This is a genomic window from Streptomyces sp. NPDC054786, from assembly GCF_053611685.1.
In genome coordinates this window covers 22202-39624 of the sequence record NZ_JBSHAW010000029.1, presented here as the reverse complement: position 1 = coordinate 39624, position 17423 = coordinate 22202, and the positions used below count along the sequence as shown (strand labels likewise).

Sequence of the window (17423 nt, the reverse complement as noted above, 5' to 3'; positions counted from 1 at the left end):
GCAGTCTCATAAGATTTGACCGCGGGTAACCCACTAGCGAGGTAGCCACAGCCATGACGAGCGCGCCCACCGCAATGACCGTGACGGACACCGAAGTCCTGCGGGACGCCCTCGGTCTGCTCAAGGACCGGGAACAGGTCGCCGAGCGGTTGCTCGACTCCTCCGCCAAGCACTCCTTCGACCCCGACACCGAACTCGACTGGGACGCGCCCCTCGAAGAGGGCAAGTGGTTCTGGCCGCCGGAGCTGGTCTCGCTCTACGACACCCCGATGTGGCAGAAGATGTCGCTGGAGCAGCAGCAGGACCTCTCCCGGCACGAGGCCGCCTCGCTCGCGTCGCTGGGCATCTGGTTCGAGATCATCCTGATGCAACTGCTCGTACGGCACATCTACGACAAGCCGGTGACCAGCGCGCATGTCCGCTACGCCCTCACCGAGATTGCCGACGAGTGCCGGCACTCCAAGATGTTCGCGCGCATGATCCAGAAGGGTGGCGCGCCGGCGTACCCGGTCTCCCGGCTCAATCACCAGCTCGCCCGCGTCCTCAAGACGATCTCCACCACCCCGGGTTCGTTCGCCTGCACCCTGCTCGGCGAGGAGATCCTGGACTGGATGCAGCGGCTGACGTTCCCGGACGAGCGGGTGCAGCCCATCGTGCGCGGAGTGACCCGCATCCATGTCGTCGAGGAGGCCCGGCATGTGCGCTACGCCCGCGAGGAGCTGCGCCGCCAGATGGTCACCGCGCCGCGCTGGGAGCGGGAGTTGACCCGCATCAGCTCCGGCGAGGCGGCCCGGGTCTTCTCCGTCGCCTTCGTCAATCCGGACGTCTACCGCAATGTGGGGCTGGACAGGAGCGAGGCCGTCGCTCAGGTCAAGGCCAGCGGACACCGCCGCGAGGTGATGCAGTCCGGCGCCCGGCGGCTGACCGATTTCCTGGACGAGATCGGCGTACTGCGCGGTATGGGCCGCAGGTTGTGGCGCAGCTCGGGCCTGCTGGCCTGAAGCCCCCGACATGGACCCCGTACGCCCCGAGCACCTGTGCGAGGCGGAACCCGGGGCGGTTACGCTGCTGTTCATGAACGGCAGCGGCACCGCCCCAGCAGTACCCCGACCCGCCTACCGCAGGCTGAGCGTCGAGCAGCGCCGCAGCCAACTGCTCACCGCGGCGCTGAGCCTGTTCGCACAGCGCGCGCCCGAGGATGTCTCGCTGGACGACGTCGCCACCGCCGCCGAGGTCTCGCGCCCGCTGGTCTACCGCTACTTCCCCGGCGGCAAGCAGCAGTTGTACGAGGCCGCGCTGCGCAGCGCGGCCGACATCCTGGAGCGCTGCTTCGCCGAGCCGGAGACCGGGCCGCTCACCCGGCGGCTGTCCCGCGCACTGGATCGCTATCTGGCCTTCGTCGACGAGCACGACGCGGGGTTCAGCGCGCTGCTGCAGGGCGGCAGCGTCGTGGAGACGACCCGTACGTCCGCGATCGTGGACGAGGTCCGGCGCGCCGCCGCCGACCAGATCCTGCGGCATCTGGGCGATCCGGAGCCGGGCCTGCGGCTGCGGATGACCGTCCGCATGTGGATCACCGCCGTCGAGGCCGCGTCACTGATCTGGCTCGACGAGGACAAGCAGCCGGCCCTCGACGAGCTGCGGGACTGGCTGGTCGACCACTTCGTCGCGCTGCTGACCGCCACCGCGGCCACGGACCCGCAGACCGCGCGGGTGGCCCGGGCGGCGCTGAAGCTGGAGACCGCCGACGGGCCGGCCGGTGACCTGGCCCGCCGCATCCTGCCCATCGTGAGCGACGCCGCGCATCTGCTGTGACCGGCCGTTCCGCCGCGGTGGTGTGACACTGAGGGGGTGAGAAGCGAGAACACCCCCTTCGTCGGCGGCCCGCTGGACGGCCGGGTACTGCCCGTACTGGTCGGCATGACCGGCCAGCCGCCGAAGACGTACGAGGTCCCGGTACCGAACGACGACGACCGCCCGCCGACGGTGCATGTCTACCGGCGCGTCCCGGGACGGGTCGGGCGCCTGGGCCTGCCCAGCGGCTGGAAGTACGAGTACGACCCCGAGGGGAAGCCGCCGGGCGGCGGGCCCAAGTGGCCCTGGCACAGGCCTCGTTGAACGAAAGACCCGCTGATCGAGGGAGCACCCCGGCGCACTGCCACTGGCGCCGGCGCGGCCTCAGCACCCATGCCCCGCCCCCTCCAGGGACAGCCGCGGCACCTACGGAAGGTGACGGGCCGGAGGCGGTGGGGGTACGGGACGTAAAGCGAAGCAGTCCCGCGCCCCACCGCCGGAGGCCCGTCACCGCCACCACGACACAGCACGCGCCGCGGCGGCAGCCCGAAAACCCAGCCCCTCCCCGCCGGAGGCGGGGAGAACCCGGCACGGCGCCGCACCCCACCACATGGGGAGACAAGCCCCTGCCGCAGGCGGTTTTCAGCCCGTCAGAGAAGCCAGGTACGCATTCGCCTTGTCCGGGTCGTAGAAGAAGTTCTCGAAGTCGGACGGGTCGTTGAAGCCGTTGGCGAAGCGGTCGGCGACGGGCTGGAGCTGGCCGGCCGCGCCGATGATGTTGAGGACGTGCTCGGGCGGCGGGCCCAGCATCGCGTTCGTCCACTTGGTGACGTGCTGGGCGGTGTTCCAGTAGCGGTCGAAGGCGGACTGCATCCACTCGCCGTCGAAGGGCTGGTCACCGCGCTCGACGATGGAGGCCAGGTAGGAAGCGGCACACTTGGAGGCCGAGTTCGAGCCCTGGCCGGTGATCGGGTCGTTGGCGACCACGACGTCCGCGACACCGAGGACCAGGCCGCCGGAGGGCAGCCGGCCGATGGGGTTGCGCACGGTGGGGGCGTAGCGGCCGGCCAGCGTGCCGTTGCCGTCGGTCAGTTCGACCTTGGTGGCGCGGGCGTACTCCCAGGGCAGGAACTTCTCCATCAGCTCCAGCGTCAGGGCGAGGTGCTCATTGGGGTCCTTGACACCCTGGAAGACATCCAGCGGACCACCGGGTATGCCCTCCCAGAAGAGGATGTCGGCGCGGCCGGAGGTGGTGTACGTCGGCATGACGAACAGCTCGCCCACGCCGGGCACCAGGTTGCAGCGCACCGCCTCGAACTCGGGGTGCTCGGGGCGCGGGCCCATGCCGTGGACGTAGGAGACGGCGAGCGCGCGCTGCGGAGCGTCGTACGGGGAGCGGGAGTCGTCCCGGCCGAACATGGACACCAGCTCGCCCTTGCCGGCCGAGACCAGCGTCAGGTCGTAGCGGCTCGCGAAGAAGTCCAGGTCGGAGACGGCCGCGCCATGAATGACGAGCTGGCCGCCGCGCTGTGCGAACGTCTCCATCCAGCCGGCCATCTTCACCCGCTGGTCGACGGACTGGGCATAGCCGTCCAGCTTGCCGACCCAGTCGATGGCGCGCTGCGATCCCTCGGGCGACTCATGGCTGCCGGGGGCGGCGACCGAGACGCCGAGGCCCTCGATGCGCGGGGCCTGGTTCTCCCAGAAGTTGATCTGGAGGTCGCGCTCGTACTGGAGCGCGGTGTCGAACATGCACTGCGTCGACATGACCCGGCCGGCGCGGATCTCGTCGGCGGTGCGGTTGGACATGAGGGTGACCTCATAGCCCTGGGACTGGAGGCCGAGGGCCAGCTGGAGACCGGACTGGCCGGCTCCGATGACGAGTATTTTCCGCATGGCGGCACTCTTCTCTGCTACTGCTGTGTTCAGGGGAAGTGGGGGGAGGGTGGCCCGTACGGGGCCAGGTGGCCCCCTACGGGGGCCGGTTACTCCGGCGTGGTCTCCAGTGCGTGGCCGACCAGCGCGAGCAGCGACTCGATCACCGTGACCCGCTTCCGCGCGTCCATGATCACTACGGGCACGTGCGGCGGCACGGTCAGCGCATCGCGTACGTGCTCGACGGCGTAGGCCTCGGTCCCCTCGAAGTGGTTGACCGCGACGACATACGGCAGTCCGCAGCTCTCGAAGTAGTCCAGTGCCGGGAAGCAGTCCTCAAGACGCCGGGTGTCGGCCATCACGATCGCGCCGATCGCGCCGCGCACCAGGTCGTCCCACATGAACCAGAACCGCTGCTGTCCGGGCGTCCCGAACAGGTACAGCACCAGCTCCTGGTCGAGAGTGATCCGCCCGAAGTCCATCGCGACCGTGGTCGTGGTCTTCTCCGGGGTCGAGGTCAGATCGTCCGTATCCGCGCTGGCCTGGGTCATCACCGCCTCGGTCTGGAGCGGGGTGATCTCCGAGACCGATCCGACGAATGTGGTCTTGCCGACGCCGAAGCCGCCCGCCACCACGATCTTGGTGGCGATCGGCGCCCGCGAACGGTCCGTCTGCCAGCTCTGCAGCCCCGCGTCGGCGGCCGTGTCCACCGGGCTCACGGAACCGGCGGTCGCCGTCGCCCCGGCCGATATCGTGTCAGAGCCTGTGAAGTCCACTCAGCACCCTTTCGAGCAGCGCGCGGTCGGGCCGGCCGGAGCCGTGCCCGGAGCCGTAGACGCGAATCTTTCCCTGGTCGGCGAGGTCGCTGAGCAGTACGCGGACCACGCCCAGCGGCATCTTGAGGAGCGCGGAGATCTCCGCGACCGAGCGCATCCGGCGGCACAGCTCGACGATCGCGCGCATCTCCGGCATCACACGGTCGCCCCAGCCGCCGGACGTCAGCTCGCGCCGCTCCTCGGGCGCCTCCAGCGCGGCCACGAATGTCTCGACGAGCAGGACATGGCCGAATCGCGTCCGGCCGCCGGTGAGCGAGTACGGCCGCACGCGCGAGGGTTTCTTGTCCCCACCGCGGACGGGGAGTTTGCGGGTGCCGCTCATGCCGAAACCTCGCTTCGCACGCCCTCGCACTCGCTCGGCGCGCACCTCTCAACGGTTCGCTCACTACGTTCGCTCACTGGGGGCTCTCCATCGACTTGCGCAATTCGCTGCGGAGTTCGGGGGTGAGGACATGTCCGGCCCTGCCGACGAACAGCGCCATGTGGTAGGCGATGACGCTCATGTCGCAGTCCGGGGTGGCATGCACCCCGAGCAGCGAGCCGTCGCTGATCGACATGACGAACAGGCTGCCCTCGTCCATCGTGACCATCGTCTGCTTGACCGCCCTGCCGTCCATCAGCTTCGCGGCACCGTTGGTGAGACTGCCGAGCCCGGACACGATGGTGGCCAGGTCTGCGCTGGATCCCCGCGGACCGTCACCGCCGCTCGGCCGTGCCGCCTCCTCCGTCCGCTCCGGGTCGGACGACAGCAGCAGCAGGCCGTCGGAGGAGACCACCGCGACCGAGCGGATTCCTGGTACCTCGTCGACCAGGTTGGTCAGCAGCCAATGCAGATTCCTTGCCTGACTGCTCAGACCCTGTCCGTAAGCAGTGGGCGCTTGCGCCTTCAATCGCGTGCCTCCTCGACAACGTGGCTCTCTCCCGGGGCCCCCGCTCCGTCGGTGTCCGTCTGTGGGATGGTCAGCTCCGTTGTACGTTCCGCAATCTCGGCCTCGACTTCACGCCGGCCGTCTCGCGCCCCCGCCTGAAATCCGCCGAGCCGGCGCCGCAGCGCCTCGGCGTTCGCCGAACCGCTCTTGCGCGGGGCGGCCGGCGCCTGTTGCTGCGCCACGACCTTGGGGGTGCGCTTGGGCAGCCCCATGGTGGTCGTCCGCCGCTCCGCCTCGGGCGAGGCGGCGGTCTGTGGGTCGGCCGGTTCCTCGGCCGGGGACGCGTCGGCGGGCGCCGCGTCCGTGGGTGCCGCGTCCGCCTCGGGGCGCGTGTGCTGGTCCGGACCGATGGCGTACGGGTCGGACGAGGGCGCGCCGGCTTCGGAGGGCCCGTCGCCCGGGGCGCCGGGCCGGCCGGTGTCGGCGGGCGACGGGTCCGCGTCGTGGTGGCCGTCGTCCTCGGGCCGGAGGTGCTCGCCGGCACCGCTGGTGGTGGCGGCGTAGGGGCCGGGCGACCGCGGGCCGTACGGGCTCGGTTCGGACCCGGAGTACGTGGTGGGGCCGGCCGGCTGCGGCTCGGTGGGCGCCGGTTCGGCCGGCATGCCGAATCCGGCCGCGTCGATCGCACGCTCCGCGGCGGCGACGAAGGGGTCGCCGGCGGACGCGGGGTCCGCGTCCGGGGCGCCGTCGTGGCCGGCCGCCGGTGCGGCCGGGTGGCCGTCGGGCTGCCCGGCGGGCGCAGGGGCGTTCTGGGACGGCCCGTGGCCGGTCTCCTGGGCCGGGACCTGGGCGGCCGCGGGGCCGCTCAGCGATGCCGGGTCCCTGCGCGCCACCCGGGTCGGCAGCGCGTTGGAGTTCGCCTCGGCGACCGAGCCGGGCAGGACCGGGGTGTGTGCCACGTCCCGGGGCGCACTCTCCGATGAGGCCGACGGGGCCGGGCGGGTGGGCACGATCGAGCCGGGCAGGACGATGACGGCGGTGACGCCGCCCTGCTTCGCGTCCCGCAGCTGGACCCGGACACCGTGCCGGGCGGCCAGCCGCACCACCACGTACAGCCCCAGGCCCAGCGCCTCGTCGACGGTCTCGGAGGACGAGGCGGCTTCGACGTCCGTCAGCCGCTCGTTGAGCTCGGCCATCCGCTCCGAGGTCATCCCTATGCCCTCGTCCTGGACGGAGAGCATGACCTCGCCGCTCTCCAGCAGCCAGCCGGACAGCTCGACATGGGCGTTCGGCGGCGAGAACGCGGTGGCGTTCTCCAGGAGTTCGGCGACCAGATGGCTGATGTCGTCCGCCGCGAAGCCGGCGACCTGGGAGTGCGGCGGCAGCGACTGGATACGCACCCGCTCGTAGCGCTCGATCTCGCTGATCGCGGCACGCAGCACATCCAGCAGCGGTACCGGCCCCTGGTGGCTGGTGCCGTACTGCTCCGCGCCCGCCAGAACGAGGAGGTTCTCGCTGTTGCGGCGCATCCGCGCGGCGAAGTGGTCCAGCTTGAAGAGGGTTTCCAGCCGCTCCGGGTCGTGCTCGCTCTCCTCCAGCGACTCGATGACGCCGAGCTGGCGCTCCACGAGGCCGAGGGTGCGCAGCGAGAGGTTGACGAACCGGCCGTGCACACCGGCGTGCAGGGCCGCCAGCCGCTCGGTGAGATCGGCGATCTCCTCCTTGAGGGCCTCGCCCTGCTCCTGGAGCACCTCGCGCTCGGCCACCAGCCGCTGCCGGCCGCCGACCAGCCGCTTGCGCTCGCCCTCCAGCTCGGCGGTGCGCCGCCCCAGCTCGCCGACCTGGGCGTGCAGCGCATTGACGGACTGCACGGCGGTGGCGAATTCGTCGTTGCGGCCCTTGTAGGTGATGGGCTCCTCGTGCGCGGGGTCGGCGGCCAGCCGCTTGGCGCCGATCCGCAGCGCGGCGAGCGGCTGGGTCAGGGAGCGGGCGGCCCAGACGCCGGCGCCGACGGCCAGCAGCAGGCACAGCCCTTCCAGGCCGATGCGGATCTCCAGCTCCGTCACGTCGTCGTCGCGCAGCGCGCCGAGGCGCTGGATGTCGGCGGTGGCCATGGCGGATTCGACGCCGCGCATCAGCCCGATGCGGCTGGTGAGCGTGTTCTGGACCCGCGAGCGGCTGAGCCGCAGATCGGCGGTGTCCAGGCGGGGCTGGTCGGTCAGCCGGGCCAGATAACGCTCGGCGGTGTTGACGTCCGCGCCGTTGACGGTGCGGACATAACGGTCCCGGGCACCCTGGCTCGCGGCCTGCTGGAAGTCGCCCAGCGCGCCCTGTTCGCGGACGTGTGCGACCTGGGCGAGGGCCGTCAGCCGGGGCTGGCTGCCCCCCGCCTTGAGCCCGGCGAGCAGCAGGGCCCGGGTGCCCGCGGCCTGTTCGGTGGCACGGCCGAGGGCGGGCAGCGCGCGGGTGTCGGCGTCGGTGGAGTCCGCACGGGCGGGCAGTCCACGGGCGATGTCGTCGCTGATCGCACCGAGTGCCTGGACGGCCTGGGTGTAGGCGTGCTGGATCTGCTCGGCCGATCCGCCCCTGGACAGCGCCTTTTGACGGGTTTGCGGCAGTGCACCCAGAAGCTTGGCGGCGGCCTTGTACGCGGCGGTATCGCCCGCGGCGCCCTGGGCCTCGGAGCGCAGCTCGCCGATCTGCCGGTCCACACGGGCGCGCTGGGCCCGGGAGGTCGCGGCATCGTCCGTCCCCGCGGCGTTGGCGCCGTTGGCCGCGGTGTTGCCCAGCCCCGCCGCCGTACGGCTGCCGTGCCCCGTGGCGACGTATGCGGTCATACCGTCGCGTTCATCGGCCAGGGAGTGCGCCAGCGCGATGGCGTGGGCGTTGAGCTGGGCGAGATCGACCAGTTGCTGGCTGTTGTTGGCGTTGTCGGCCGTGGTCATCAGCCCGGGGGCACCGGCGCCGAGGACGGCGGCGGCAACGACGGCCACCGCCCCGACGAGCCGGTTGCGCACGCGCGCGGGACGCCGTCCCACGCGGTCCTCGCCGCCGTCCGTCATGCCCGGACCCTTACCAGGACCCGAGCCCGTGCTCGGTCCCGAGACCGAACCGGCCGGTGATCCCGGCTTCCTTGCGCCGCCTCGAAGCCGCATCTTCCGCACCGCTGCTCGCATTCCTGTCTCGCCTGTCCACGCCATATGGCGTCGCGGACCCGGCTCGCTCTCCGCTCACGGGGCGGATCTGCGCGAAGACCGCAGCAGTACACACTTCCGCGAGGGGAAACGGCCCGGCTCTGCGCGTCGCGACGAATGTCCTGGCCCCACCCCGATGATCCGGGCAACGACCATTCCACCGGCACCGCGCAGTGGCTCGGCAACACATGCCCGGCCACCTGAACGAGTGAACATCAATCGGAGTTTGGCCATCAACTTCCGTGCGCCAACCTTTTCGACCGCAACCTCGCGCAACCCCCGAACGGGTTTGGAGATGCGTCCCGCTCCTGGAAGGATGCGCGCCCGCAGACCGCCGGACCCGCGGTCCTTACCTTCCGTACACCGCCGCCCCGGCCGCACTCCGGCACCGCCGCGAGCGGCCGTCACCGGGGGCGGGAACGGGGCCTCCGGCAGACTTGCGGCCATGCGCATCGAACTCGCCACCGAGCCGGGCGACCCCCAACGCCCAAACGAGGACTACGCATCGGTAGCCGTGCCGGCCTCCGGCCAGGGCGGAGCTCTCGTCCTCCTGGACGGTGTGACGCCCCCCGAGGAGGACTACGGCTGCCGCCACACGGTGCCGTGGTTCACCGCGCGGCTTGGTGGCGCAATGCTCGAACTGTCTGTTTCACACCGGGATATGACACTCCCTGAGGTTCTCTCCGCGGCCATCTCCCGGACGGCCGATATCCATCGGGCATCCTGTGACCTTTCTCACGCCCGCACTCCGCAGGCAACCGTGGTCGCCGCGCGGTGGTCCGGGGACAGCGTCGAGTACCTCGTCCTGTCCGACTCGGTTCTCCTCCTGGAGCGGGCGGACGGCTCGGTGCAGCCGGTGCGCGACCCCCGGCTGGACGAACTGCCGCCCGCGGTCCAAGAACGGCGCGCCGCCGTGCGGGCGCTGCCCCGCGGCTCGGCGGAACGGGCCGCGGCGGGCCGGAAGTACGCCCGTGCGGTCGAGGCGCTGCGCAACACGGAGGGCGGCTTCTTCACCGCGGCCGCCGATCCGGCGGTGGCCGCCCGCGCGGTGTCCGGCAGCACCCCGCGTGCCGGCCTGCGCTCCCTGACCGCGCTCAGCGACGGTGCGAGCCGCTGGGCCGAGGTCTTCCACGAGGGCTCCTGGGCCGACTGCGTGGCCCTGGTGACCGAGCAGGGCCCCCAGGCGCTGCTCGACCGGGTCCGGGCATCGGAGGCGGCGGACCCGGAGCGCACGGCGTATCCGCGCGGCAAGGCGCGGGATGACGCGGCGGTGATTTTTGTGGAGCCGTGACAATGACCGGCGGGCGGGGATTTTCTCCCGGCGCCGGGGAACGCCGCGACGACGGCGCAGGTCCGGGGGTACGGCGGCGCCGGACACGGCACCGCAGGGGGGCGCCCCTCAGCTCTCCTCCCCCTCCTGCTCCGTGTTCAGCCGGTGCAGCAGACGGGCCAGTTCGGCGACCTCGTCGCGGTCCCAGGAGGCGAGGCGGCGGGCGTACTGGGCGCGGCGACCGGTGCGGACGCGGGTGAAGCGCTCGCGGCCCTCGTCGGTGAGGCGCACCAGGACCGCACGGCCGTCGGCCGGGTCCGGTTCGCGGGCGACGAGTCCGAGCTTCTCCAGGGCGTGCAGCTGGCGGCTCATCGTGGCCTTGCCGACGCCGAAGAAGCCGGCGAGGCCGGTGGCCCGCTGGGTGCCGGCGTCGGCCAGCCGGACCAGGAGGCCGTACGCGGAGGGCTCCAGGTCGGGATGTACCTCTCGCGCCAATTCGCCGGAAGAGGCACGGGCCCGGCGGAGAAATACCGCCAATTCGCGTTCCAGGGCCAGAAATACGTGGTCCACACCAATTGGTTCGCCGTCCGCCGTCGTACCGTCGGCTCCGGTGTTGTGCACGTCAGCGCCCATTCCTGCTTTCCCTCACCTGAAAGTTTCCGCCATCGGCGGCCGAAGCCGCAGCTCGGCCAGTATTTCGCAGGATTAGACCAACGGCAGCCCGGCGACCCTCTTTTGTCACGTCGTTCTACGCGCGTATCGTCATTTCTGGCATGGCCATACCAAGCGGCGGCAGGGAGTCAACGGTTCCACCGCGCGTCATCCACGGCCACCGCCGTGTTCGCACGCCTGCGTCATGCCTCAGCTCCTCCCCCCTCAGGTCACACCCACCGAGATCTTCGGAGGCACGTATGTCCGTGCTCAGATCCGGCTCCCCCCACCGCCCCGCACGGTCCTTCGCGGCCGTGGCCGGGGTTCTTCTCGCGGCCCTCTCCCTCCTCCTCGGGCTGCCGGGCGCCGCCGGCGCCGCGGCCACCCGGCACGCCCCCGAGCCCAGCCACCCCGGCCAGGACTGGGCCGGTTCGCAGATCGCCCGGCACGAGGGCACCGCGGCCGGCGTCGCGCCACCGGCGTCCTCGCTCGCGGCGTCCGTCGAAGGGGTGGACGTCAGCAGCCACAACGGCAGTGTCGCCTGGCCGACGCTCTGGAACAGCGGCGTCCGCTTCGCCTATGTGAAGGCGACGGAGTCCACCAGCTACACCAATCCGTCCTTCGCGCAGCAGTACAACGGCTCCTACAACGCCGGCATGATCCGGGGCGCGTACCACTTCGCCACGCCCGACACCTCCAGCGGTGCCGCCCAGGCCACCTACTTCGTCGGCCACGGCGGCGGCTGGTCCAAGGACGGCAGGACGCTGCCCGGCGCGCTCGACATGGAGTACAACCCCTACGGCGCGACCTGTTACGGGCTGAGTGCGGCCGGCCTGGTCAACTGGATGAAGGACTGGTTCGCCACCTACAAGGCGCGTACCGGCCGGGACGCCGTCATCTACACCTCCACCAGCTGGTGGAAGCAGTGCACCGGCAACTCCGCCGCCTTCGGCTCCGTCAACCCGCTGTGGATACCGCGCTACGGCTCCTCGGTCGGCGAACTCCCGGCCGGCTGGGGCTTCCACACCATCTGGCAGTACACCTCGACCGGCCCAACGGTCGGGGACCACAACCGCTTCAACGGCACGATGGACCGTCTCAAGGCGCTCGCCAACGGCTGATGCACCCATGCGGCGGCCGGCCCGGCCCCCTTCCGGGGAGCCGGACCGGCCGCCGTCGACCTCACGCCGCGACCGGTACCTCCGGAGCGGCCCCGTTCGAGGCGGGGGTCAGCGCCAGCTCCAGCACCTGGCGGACATCTGCGACCGGGTGGACCTCCAGGGCTTCGAGGATCTCGGCCGGCACCTCGTCCAGGTCGGGTTCATTGCGCTTGGGGATGACCACGGTGGTGATCCCGGCACGGTGCGCCGCCAGCAGCTTCTGCTTGACGCCGCCGATCGGCAGCACCCGCCCGGTCAGCGAGACCTCACCGGTCATCGCCACATCCGGCCGGACCTGCCGGCCCGACAGCAGCGAGGCCAGGGCCGTCGTCATCGTCACGCCCGCGCTCGGTCCGTCCTTGGGAACGGCGCCCGCCGGTACGTGCAGATGCACTCCCCGCTCCTTCAGGTCGGCGACCGGAAGTTCCAGTTCCGCACCGTGGGAGCGCAGGAAGGACAGCGCGATGTGCGCGGACTCCTTCATGACATCGCCGAGCTGGCCGGTCAGCTGGAGCCCGGACCCCCCGGTCTCCGGATCGGCGAGCGACGCCTCCACATAGAGCACATCGCCGCCGGCGCCGGTGACCGCGAGGCCGGTGACCACACCGGGCACCGCGGTGCGCCGCTCGGCCGGGTCCTGTGCCGACTCGGGGGTGTGGTGCGGCCGCCCGATCAGCGGGCGCAGCTGGTCCGCACCGACCGTGAACGGCAGCTCCTGCCGGCCGAGTTCATGCTGTGCGGCGACCTTGCGCAGCAGCCTGGCGACCGCGCGCTCCAGATTCCGTACGCCCGCCTCGCGGGTGTATTCGCCCGCCAGCTTGCGCAGCGCGTCGTCCTCCAGGGTCACCTCGCCGGTCTCCAGACCGGCCCGCTCCAACTGGCGCGGCAGCAGGTGGTCCCGGGCGATGACGACCTTCTCGTCCTCGGTGTAGCCGTCCAGGCGGACCAGCTCCATCCGGTCGAGCAGCGGCTCGGGGATGGCTTCGAGGACGTTGGCGGTGGCCAGGAAGACCACATCGCTGAGGTCGAGTTCGACCTCCAGGTAGTGGTCCCGGAAGGTGTGGTTCTGCGCCGGGTCCAGGACCTCCAGGAGGGCGGCGGCGGGGTCGCCGCGGAAGTCGGAGCCCACCTTGTCGATCTCGTCGAGCAGCACCACCGGGTTCATCGACCCGGCCTCCTTGATGGCCCGGACGATCCGGCCGGGCAGCGCGCCGACATAGGTACGGCGATGGCCGCGGATCTCCGCCTCGTCCCGGACGCCGCCGAGCGCGACACGGACGAAGGTGCGCCCCATGGCCCGCGCGACGGACTCACCGAGCGAGGTCTTGCCGACACCGGGCGGCCCGACGAGCGCCAGCACGGCTCCGCCGGCCCGTCGCCCACCGCCACTCTTGCCCGCGTCGCTGCGCGAGGTCTCCTTCGACGGCCCGCCGACGAGCCCGAACCCCCGCTCGGCCCGCCGCTTGCGGACGGCCAGGTATTCGGTGATCCGCTCCTTGACGTCCTCCAGGCCCGAGTGGTCGGCGTCCAGGACCGCCTTGGCGCCGGCGATGTCGTAGGCGTCCTCGGTCCGTTCGTTCCACGGCAGTTCCAGGACGGTGTCCAGCCAGGTGCGGATCCAGGAGCCCTCGGGGCTCTGGTCGCTGGACCGCTCCAGCTTGTCGACCTCCTTGAGGGCGGCCTTGCGGACGTCCTCCGGCAGGTCGGCGGCCTCGACCCGGGCGCGGTAGTCCTCGCCCTCGTCCTCCGGATCGCCGTTGAGCCCGGCGAGTTCCTTACGGACCGCCTCCAGCTGCCGCCGCAGCAGGAACTCACGCTGCTGCTTGTCGACGCCTTCCTGGACGTCCTTGGCGATGGATTCGGCGACGTCCTGCTCGGCGAGGTGCTCGCGCAGCGTCTCGGTGGCGAACTTCAGCCGCGCGACCGGATCGACGGTCTCCAGCAGCTGGACCTTCTGTTCGGTGGTCAGGAACGGCGAGTAGCCGGAGTTGTCGGCCAGCGTCGGCACGTCCTCGATCTGCTGGACGCGGTCGACGACCTGCCAGGCAGCGCGCTTGCGCAGCCAGCTGGTGGCCAGCGCCTTGTACTCCGTGACGAGTTCGGCCACCGCACCGGGCAGCGGATCGGGGACCGTCTCCTCGACGGTGGTGCCCTCCACCCAGAGCGCGGCTCCGGGGCCGGTCGTGCCGGAACCGATGCGTACCCGGCCCAGGCCCCGGATCAGCGCGCCGGGATCGCCGTCGGACAGCCGCCCGACCTGCTCGATCCGTCCGAGCGTGCCGATGCCGGCGTATGTCCCGTCGACGCGGGGCACAAGCAACACCCGAGGTTTGTTACCCGAGGTGGCGGCGGCCTGCGCGGCCTCCACCGCGGCTCGTACGTCCGGGTCGGACAGGTCCAGAGGCACCACCATGCCGGGGAGCACGACCTCGTCATCGAGGGGCAGCACGGGCAGAGTGAGCGATGTGGACGTCGAAGCCATGATCTCCCCTTCGGCAAACAAGTTGAGCTTTACTCACTCAATGCAGCCGGGAGGGGAGATGTTCCCCCAGGTGCGTTCGCTGTGAGCGATCACTCGCGGCGCGCTACCAGTGGGCGGGGCGGGACAAGGCATCCGGCAGCTTGGTCGCGGCGTCGCCCTTGGCCGCGTTGAGCTGCGGCTGGGTGAGGAAGAGGGCGCCGGTGAGGTCGGCACCGCCCAGGTCCGCGTCCCGCAGATCGGCACCGATCAGGTCCGCCGTGCGCAGATCGGCGCCCTTGAGATCGGCGGCGATGAGACAGGCCCCGCGGAGGTTGGCGCCCCGGAGGCGGGCACCCTTGAGGCGGGCCCCCATGAGATCGGCGCCCCGCCGCTCCTTCGTGCGGCCCGGGACCGCGGCCCGTACGAGTTCGCTGGTACGCAGCAGCAGGGCATTGACCTCGCCCCGGTGGGCCGGCACATCGAGCGCCGTGAGCTCCTGGGCGCTGCCGCGGGTGAGGCGTTCGGTCTTCTCCAGCGCGGCCCGCAGGTCGGCGTGTACCGGGCGGGCCGCCGGCCGGGTCAGCGCCTCGGCCAGGTACCGGAGGAGTTCGTGCAGCTGCCGCATGACGGGGAAGACGTCGAACATCTGCCGGGCCGTCCCCGGGGCCTGCCGCCAGTCCTGCCCGCCGAAGGTGACCTGGGAGACCTTCTGCCCGGCGCCGAAGCAGTCGTAGACGGTGCAGCCGGAGAAGCCGCGCGGGCGAAGGTCGGTGTGGATGCCGCAGCGGAAGTCCGTCTGCAGATTCGGGCAGGGCCGGCCGGCGTCCTTGTCGATCGCGAAGTCCGCCGAGGCCGCGAACGGCAGCGCGACACAGCAGAGCCCGAAGCAGCTGCCGCAGTCGGACTGCAGGCCGAGATCGACGGTGTCCGGAATCGGTTGCTCACGGTCTGGGGACAAGGTGCTTCTCCTGCGGCCGGCGAGCGCCGCACGGGGCCGCGCTCGGAAGGAGCCACCATTCTCCCAGCCGGCGGCGGTGCACCGCGTCTGGCCGGATTCGCTCGCTGCGGGAGGGCAACGGGCTCTCCGGCAGCGGGCGTTGTCAGTGGTCGCCCCTAGCCTCGGGACCATGAGCATGATCGGAGAGTACGCACGCCTCACACCTGCCGAACTCGACCGCGCCCTCGGCGATCCCGCGTGGGCGCTTGAGCTGGTCGGCGGGCGGATGGAGGCGGAGGCCGCGGAGTGTCCACAGCCCGCGCTGGCGCGCTGCATGGACATCGACAAGGCCTGGGACGCCCTCGGATTCCTGCTGCGCCGGGCGGCCTTCCCGTTGGACATCGTCCACGGCGAGGAGGCCGTCCCGGATGCCGACGACTGGGGCTACGGTCCGCCCCGTTACCTCACCCCCGAGCAGGTGCGAACCGCTGCCGGGGCGCTGACCGAGATATCCGGTGAGCGTCTGACGGCCGGCGTCGGCCCGGAGGACCTCGCCAAGGCGGAGGTGTACCCGACGATCGTCTGGGAGCGGGGCGAGCCCCTGGACTATGTGAGCGAGCACTTCGAGCTGCTGCGGCCGTTCTTCCGGGCGGCGGCGGACAACGGGGACGGCATGCTCATGTGGCTCGGATAGGAGCGCGGCCCGGTCCGGACGGGCCGCGCTCGGACGAGTGGGCCGGTTTTCTCCTCACGCCCCGTCATGACTGCTACCTTCACCGCATGTTGCAGCGGATGTCCGGAGTTTTCATCGGCGCACTCTTCGGGACGATCTTCGTCGTCGCCAACGCACACGACCCGCTGAATCCCGCGATCGGTATCGCCCTCCGGGTGCTCGCGGTGCTCACCTTCGCCGGGCTGCTGGCGCTCGGGCTGCGGGCCGGGCGCCACGGGCAGCCCGCCGAGGAGGACGCCGAGGCTCCCCGAGCGGACTGGTTCCGGGGGAAGTTCGCGTTCGTCGTGGGGGCCGAGGTGGTGCTGCTGATCGGCGGCAATCTCGCGCTGCGGGCGGCGGGCGCGCCCCCGGAGACCGCCGTGGCGTGGATCGCGCTGATCGTCGGTCTGCACTTCGTCGCGCTGATGGCGGTCTGGAAGCGGCGCAGCATCGCCGTCCCCGGCATCGCGCTGACCGCGCTCGGTATGACCGGACTGGGCATGGCGGCGACCTCGGCCGTGGCGTGGGTGCCGTTCGTCAGCGGTGTGCTGTCCGGCGTGGCCCTGCTGGGCGGCTGCGCCTACGCCATCGCCCATTCCTACCGGTCGGCCGACCGTCCGTCCGTGAGCCCGCGGCTCCCGGACGCTCAGTAGGTCCGCACGCCCTGCAGCGCCGGATGGCCCAGGTCGCCCAGGAGCGGCGCGGGCCGGGCGAGACGGGTGCGCCAGCGGCGGAGCAGCGGCCAGCCGGCGACGCCCAGGGTGAGCGAGAGCAGATGGCCCCACTCCGTCATCGGGTCGGCGTAGGCCAGCAGATCCGTCACGGCCAGGTAGCCGACGCCGGCCAGCAGCGGCCAGCGCAACCAGGCCGGCAGCAGGCCCGCGAGGGCGCCGATGCTGGTCATCACGCCGAAGCTGATGCCGTAGTCGAGGCGGTGCAGTGAGCTCTCCGGCAGCCGGCCGGCGGCGACCGAGAAGGCGACGGGCACCTCGGTGGCGAGGGTGGCCAGCACATGGCCGCCGAAGAAGACGGCGGCGGTGCGCAGCCCGCCGATCCGCCGCTCCAGGGCCGTCAGGACGAAGAGAAAACCGAGGGCGTAGGCGGAGGTCACACCGCCCGCGATCCACAGAGCGCTGGCGAGCAGCACCAGCAGCGGAGCCTGTGCCAGATGGACGACGTCCGTACTGGAGCCCTGGAGCAGTTCGGAGACCAGCGTCGGGTCGGCGTACTCGGCGAAGAGCGAGGTGGCCACGAGGAGAAGGGCGTAGCCGAAGGTGAAGGGGGTGCCGGCGGGACCGGGCAGCAGTCGCAGCCGCCGTCGCGGGGGCGTCCGGGGGACTGCGGGCTCCGCCGCCTCCGCGAGCGCCTGCCGGGACTCGCGCTGCCGGGGAATGCCCAGCAGCAAAGCCGGCGGGACGGCCGTTGCTGCATCCGGCCCGTTGTCCGGCCCCGGTATGACGGACGGCGCGCGATCGGCCCGTGCGCTCTCGGCGGTTCCCAGCCAGCTCACTTGTCCGAGGCCCCTTCCGTCCATGGCACATCCGGTCAGCCACGCCCGTGTCCCTCGGCCGTGATTCCTCTGCCCAGCCCTACGTTCCGGACCAGCCTGCACGCTCAACCCATGAAGAAGCTGTGTGAGTGATATCCCTCACATCAGGCAACCC

General features: G+C 71.5%; 16 protein-coding genes. 7 read left to right on the top strand and 9 right to left on the bottom strand.

Translation table 11 applies throughout. From position 1 onward, the window contains the following. The first annotated feature begins 53 nt into the window (after positions 1 to 53). From ACWGI6_RS24140 to ACWGI6_RS24130, 3 genes are all read left to right on the top strand, one after another. Positions 54 to 1001 (top strand): AurF N-oxygenase family protein, encoded by a 948-nt coding sequence (locus ACWGI6_RS24140; protein WP_453269447.1) that lies wholly within the window; start codon positions 54 to 56, stop codon positions 999 to 1001. Positions 1002 to 1074: 73 nt separating this feature from the next. Continuing rightward, positions 1075 to 1815, top strand: coding sequence for a TetR/AcrR family transcriptional regulator (locus ACWGI6_RS24135; RefSeq protein ID WP_453269446.1), 741 nt, complete (start codon positions 1075 to 1077; stop codon positions 1813 to 1815). A 36-nt stretch (positions 1816 to 1851) separates the two neighbouring features. Beyond that, positions 1852 to 2118, top strand: a complete 267-nt coding sequence (locus tag ACWGI6_RS24130; RefSeq protein WP_393908709.1) for a hypothetical protein — start codon at positions 1852 to 1854, stop codon at positions 2116 to 2118. Between the two features lie 318 nt (positions 2119 to 2436). Here the strand turns inward: ACWGI6_RS24130 and ACWGI6_RS24125 are convergent, their stop codons facing one another. The 5 genes from ACWGI6_RS24125 to ACWGI6_RS24105 form a co-directional block, all read right to left on the bottom strand. Further along, positions 2437 to 3690 (bottom strand): styrene monooxygenase/indole monooxygenase family protein, encoded by a 1254-nt coding sequence (locus ACWGI6_RS24125; protein WP_393908710.1) that lies wholly within the window; start codon positions 3688 to 3690, stop codon positions 2437 to 2439. Positions 3691 to 3779: 89 nt separating this feature from the next. Beyond that, positions 3780 to 4388: a GTP-binding protein gene (locus ACWGI6_RS24120; RefSeq protein ID WP_393908711.1), complete on the bottom strand. Its 609-nt coding sequence runs from the start codon at positions 4386 to 4388 to the stop codon at positions 3780 to 3782. A 37-nt stretch (positions 4389 to 4425) separates the two neighbouring features. Further along, complete coding sequence (locus tag ACWGI6_RS24115) at positions 4426 to 4827, bottom strand: DUF742 domain-containing protein (protein WP_453269445.1); 402 nt, start codon at positions 4825 to 4827, stop codon at positions 4426 to 4428. A 73-nt stretch (positions 4828 to 4900) separates the two neighbouring features. After that, complete coding sequence (locus ACWGI6_RS24110; protein WP_453269444.1) at positions 4901 to 5395, bottom strand: roadblock/LC7 domain-containing protein; 495 nt, start codon at positions 5393 to 5395, stop codon at positions 4901 to 4903. After that, positions 5392 to 8436, bottom strand: coding sequence for a nitrate- and nitrite sensing domain-containing protein (locus ACWGI6_RS24105; protein WP_453269443.1), 3045 nt, complete (start codon positions 8434 to 8436; stop codon positions 5392 to 5394). The genes ACWGI6_RS24110 and ACWGI6_RS24105 overlap by 4 nt, the downstream gene beginning before the upstream one ends. Positions 8437 to 9013: 577 nt before the next feature. Between ACWGI6_RS24105 and ACWGI6_RS24100 the strand changes: the two genes are divergently transcribed. Further along, positions 9014 to 9859 carry a hypothetical protein gene (locus tag ACWGI6_RS24100; protein ID WP_453269442.1) on the top strand — a complete coding sequence of 282 codons (846 nt, stop codon included), beginning with the start codon at positions 9014 to 9016 and terminating at the stop codon, positions 9857 to 9859. Between the two features lie 108 nt (positions 9860 to 9967). Here the strand turns inward: ACWGI6_RS24100 and ACWGI6_RS24095 are convergent, their stop codons facing one another. Continuing rightward, complete coding sequence (locus tag ACWGI6_RS24095; RefSeq protein ID WP_453269441.1) at positions 9968 to 10471, bottom strand: MarR family winged helix-turn-helix transcriptional regulator; 504 nt, start codon at positions 10469 to 10471, stop codon at positions 9968 to 9970. A 278-nt stretch (positions 10472 to 10749) separates the two neighbouring features. On the opposite strand from ACWGI6_RS24095, the gene ACWGI6_RS24090 reads away from it, so the two are divergent. Further along, positions 10750 to 11610 carry a lysozyme gene (locus tag ACWGI6_RS24090; RefSeq protein ID WP_453269440.1) on the top strand — a complete coding sequence of 287 codons (861 nt, stop codon included), beginning with the start codon at positions 10750 to 10752 and terminating at the stop codon, positions 11608 to 11610. Positions 11611 to 11671: 61 nt separating this feature from the next. On the opposite strand, the gene lon is transcribed toward ACWGI6_RS24090, so the two are convergent. Both lon and ACWGI6_RS24080 read right to left on the bottom strand, forming a co-directional pair. Further along, entirely contained in the window at positions 11672 to 14131 is a 2460-nt protein-coding gene (gene lon, locus ACWGI6_RS24085) for an endopeptidase La (RefSeq protein ID WP_393908718.1), read from the bottom strand. Between the two features lie 103 nt (positions 14132 to 14234). Continuing rightward, a complete protein-coding gene (locus tag ACWGI6_RS24080; protein ID WP_453269439.1) occupies positions 14235 to 15068 on the bottom strand; it encodes a pentapeptide repeat-containing protein in 834 nt (277 codons plus the stop codon). Positions 15069 to 15243: 175 nt separating this feature from the next. On the opposite strand from ACWGI6_RS24080, the gene ACWGI6_RS24075 reads away from it, so the two are divergent. Together ACWGI6_RS24075 and ACWGI6_RS24070 are read left to right on the top strand one after the other, a co-directional pair. Continuing rightward, positions 15244 to 15741 carry a YfbM family protein gene (locus ACWGI6_RS24075; RefSeq protein ID WP_453269509.1) on the top strand — a complete coding sequence of 166 codons (498 nt, stop codon included), beginning with the start codon at positions 15244 to 15246 and terminating at the stop codon, positions 15739 to 15741. A gap of 86 nt (positions 15742 to 15827) precedes the next feature. Continuing rightward, positions 15828 to 16412 carry a hypothetical protein gene (locus ACWGI6_RS24070; protein WP_393908720.1) on the top strand — a complete coding sequence of 195 codons (585 nt, stop codon included), beginning with the start codon at positions 15828 to 15830 and terminating at the stop codon, positions 16410 to 16412. Here the strand turns inward: ACWGI6_RS24070 and ACWGI6_RS24065 are convergent. Next, entirely contained in the window at positions 16406 to 17293 is an 888-nt protein-coding gene (locus ACWGI6_RS24065; RefSeq protein WP_453269438.1) for a rhomboid-like protein, read from the bottom strand. The two genes, ACWGI6_RS24070 and ACWGI6_RS24065, sit on opposite strands and share 7 nt — an antisense overlap. Positions 17294 to 17423 lie beyond the last annotated feature (130 nt).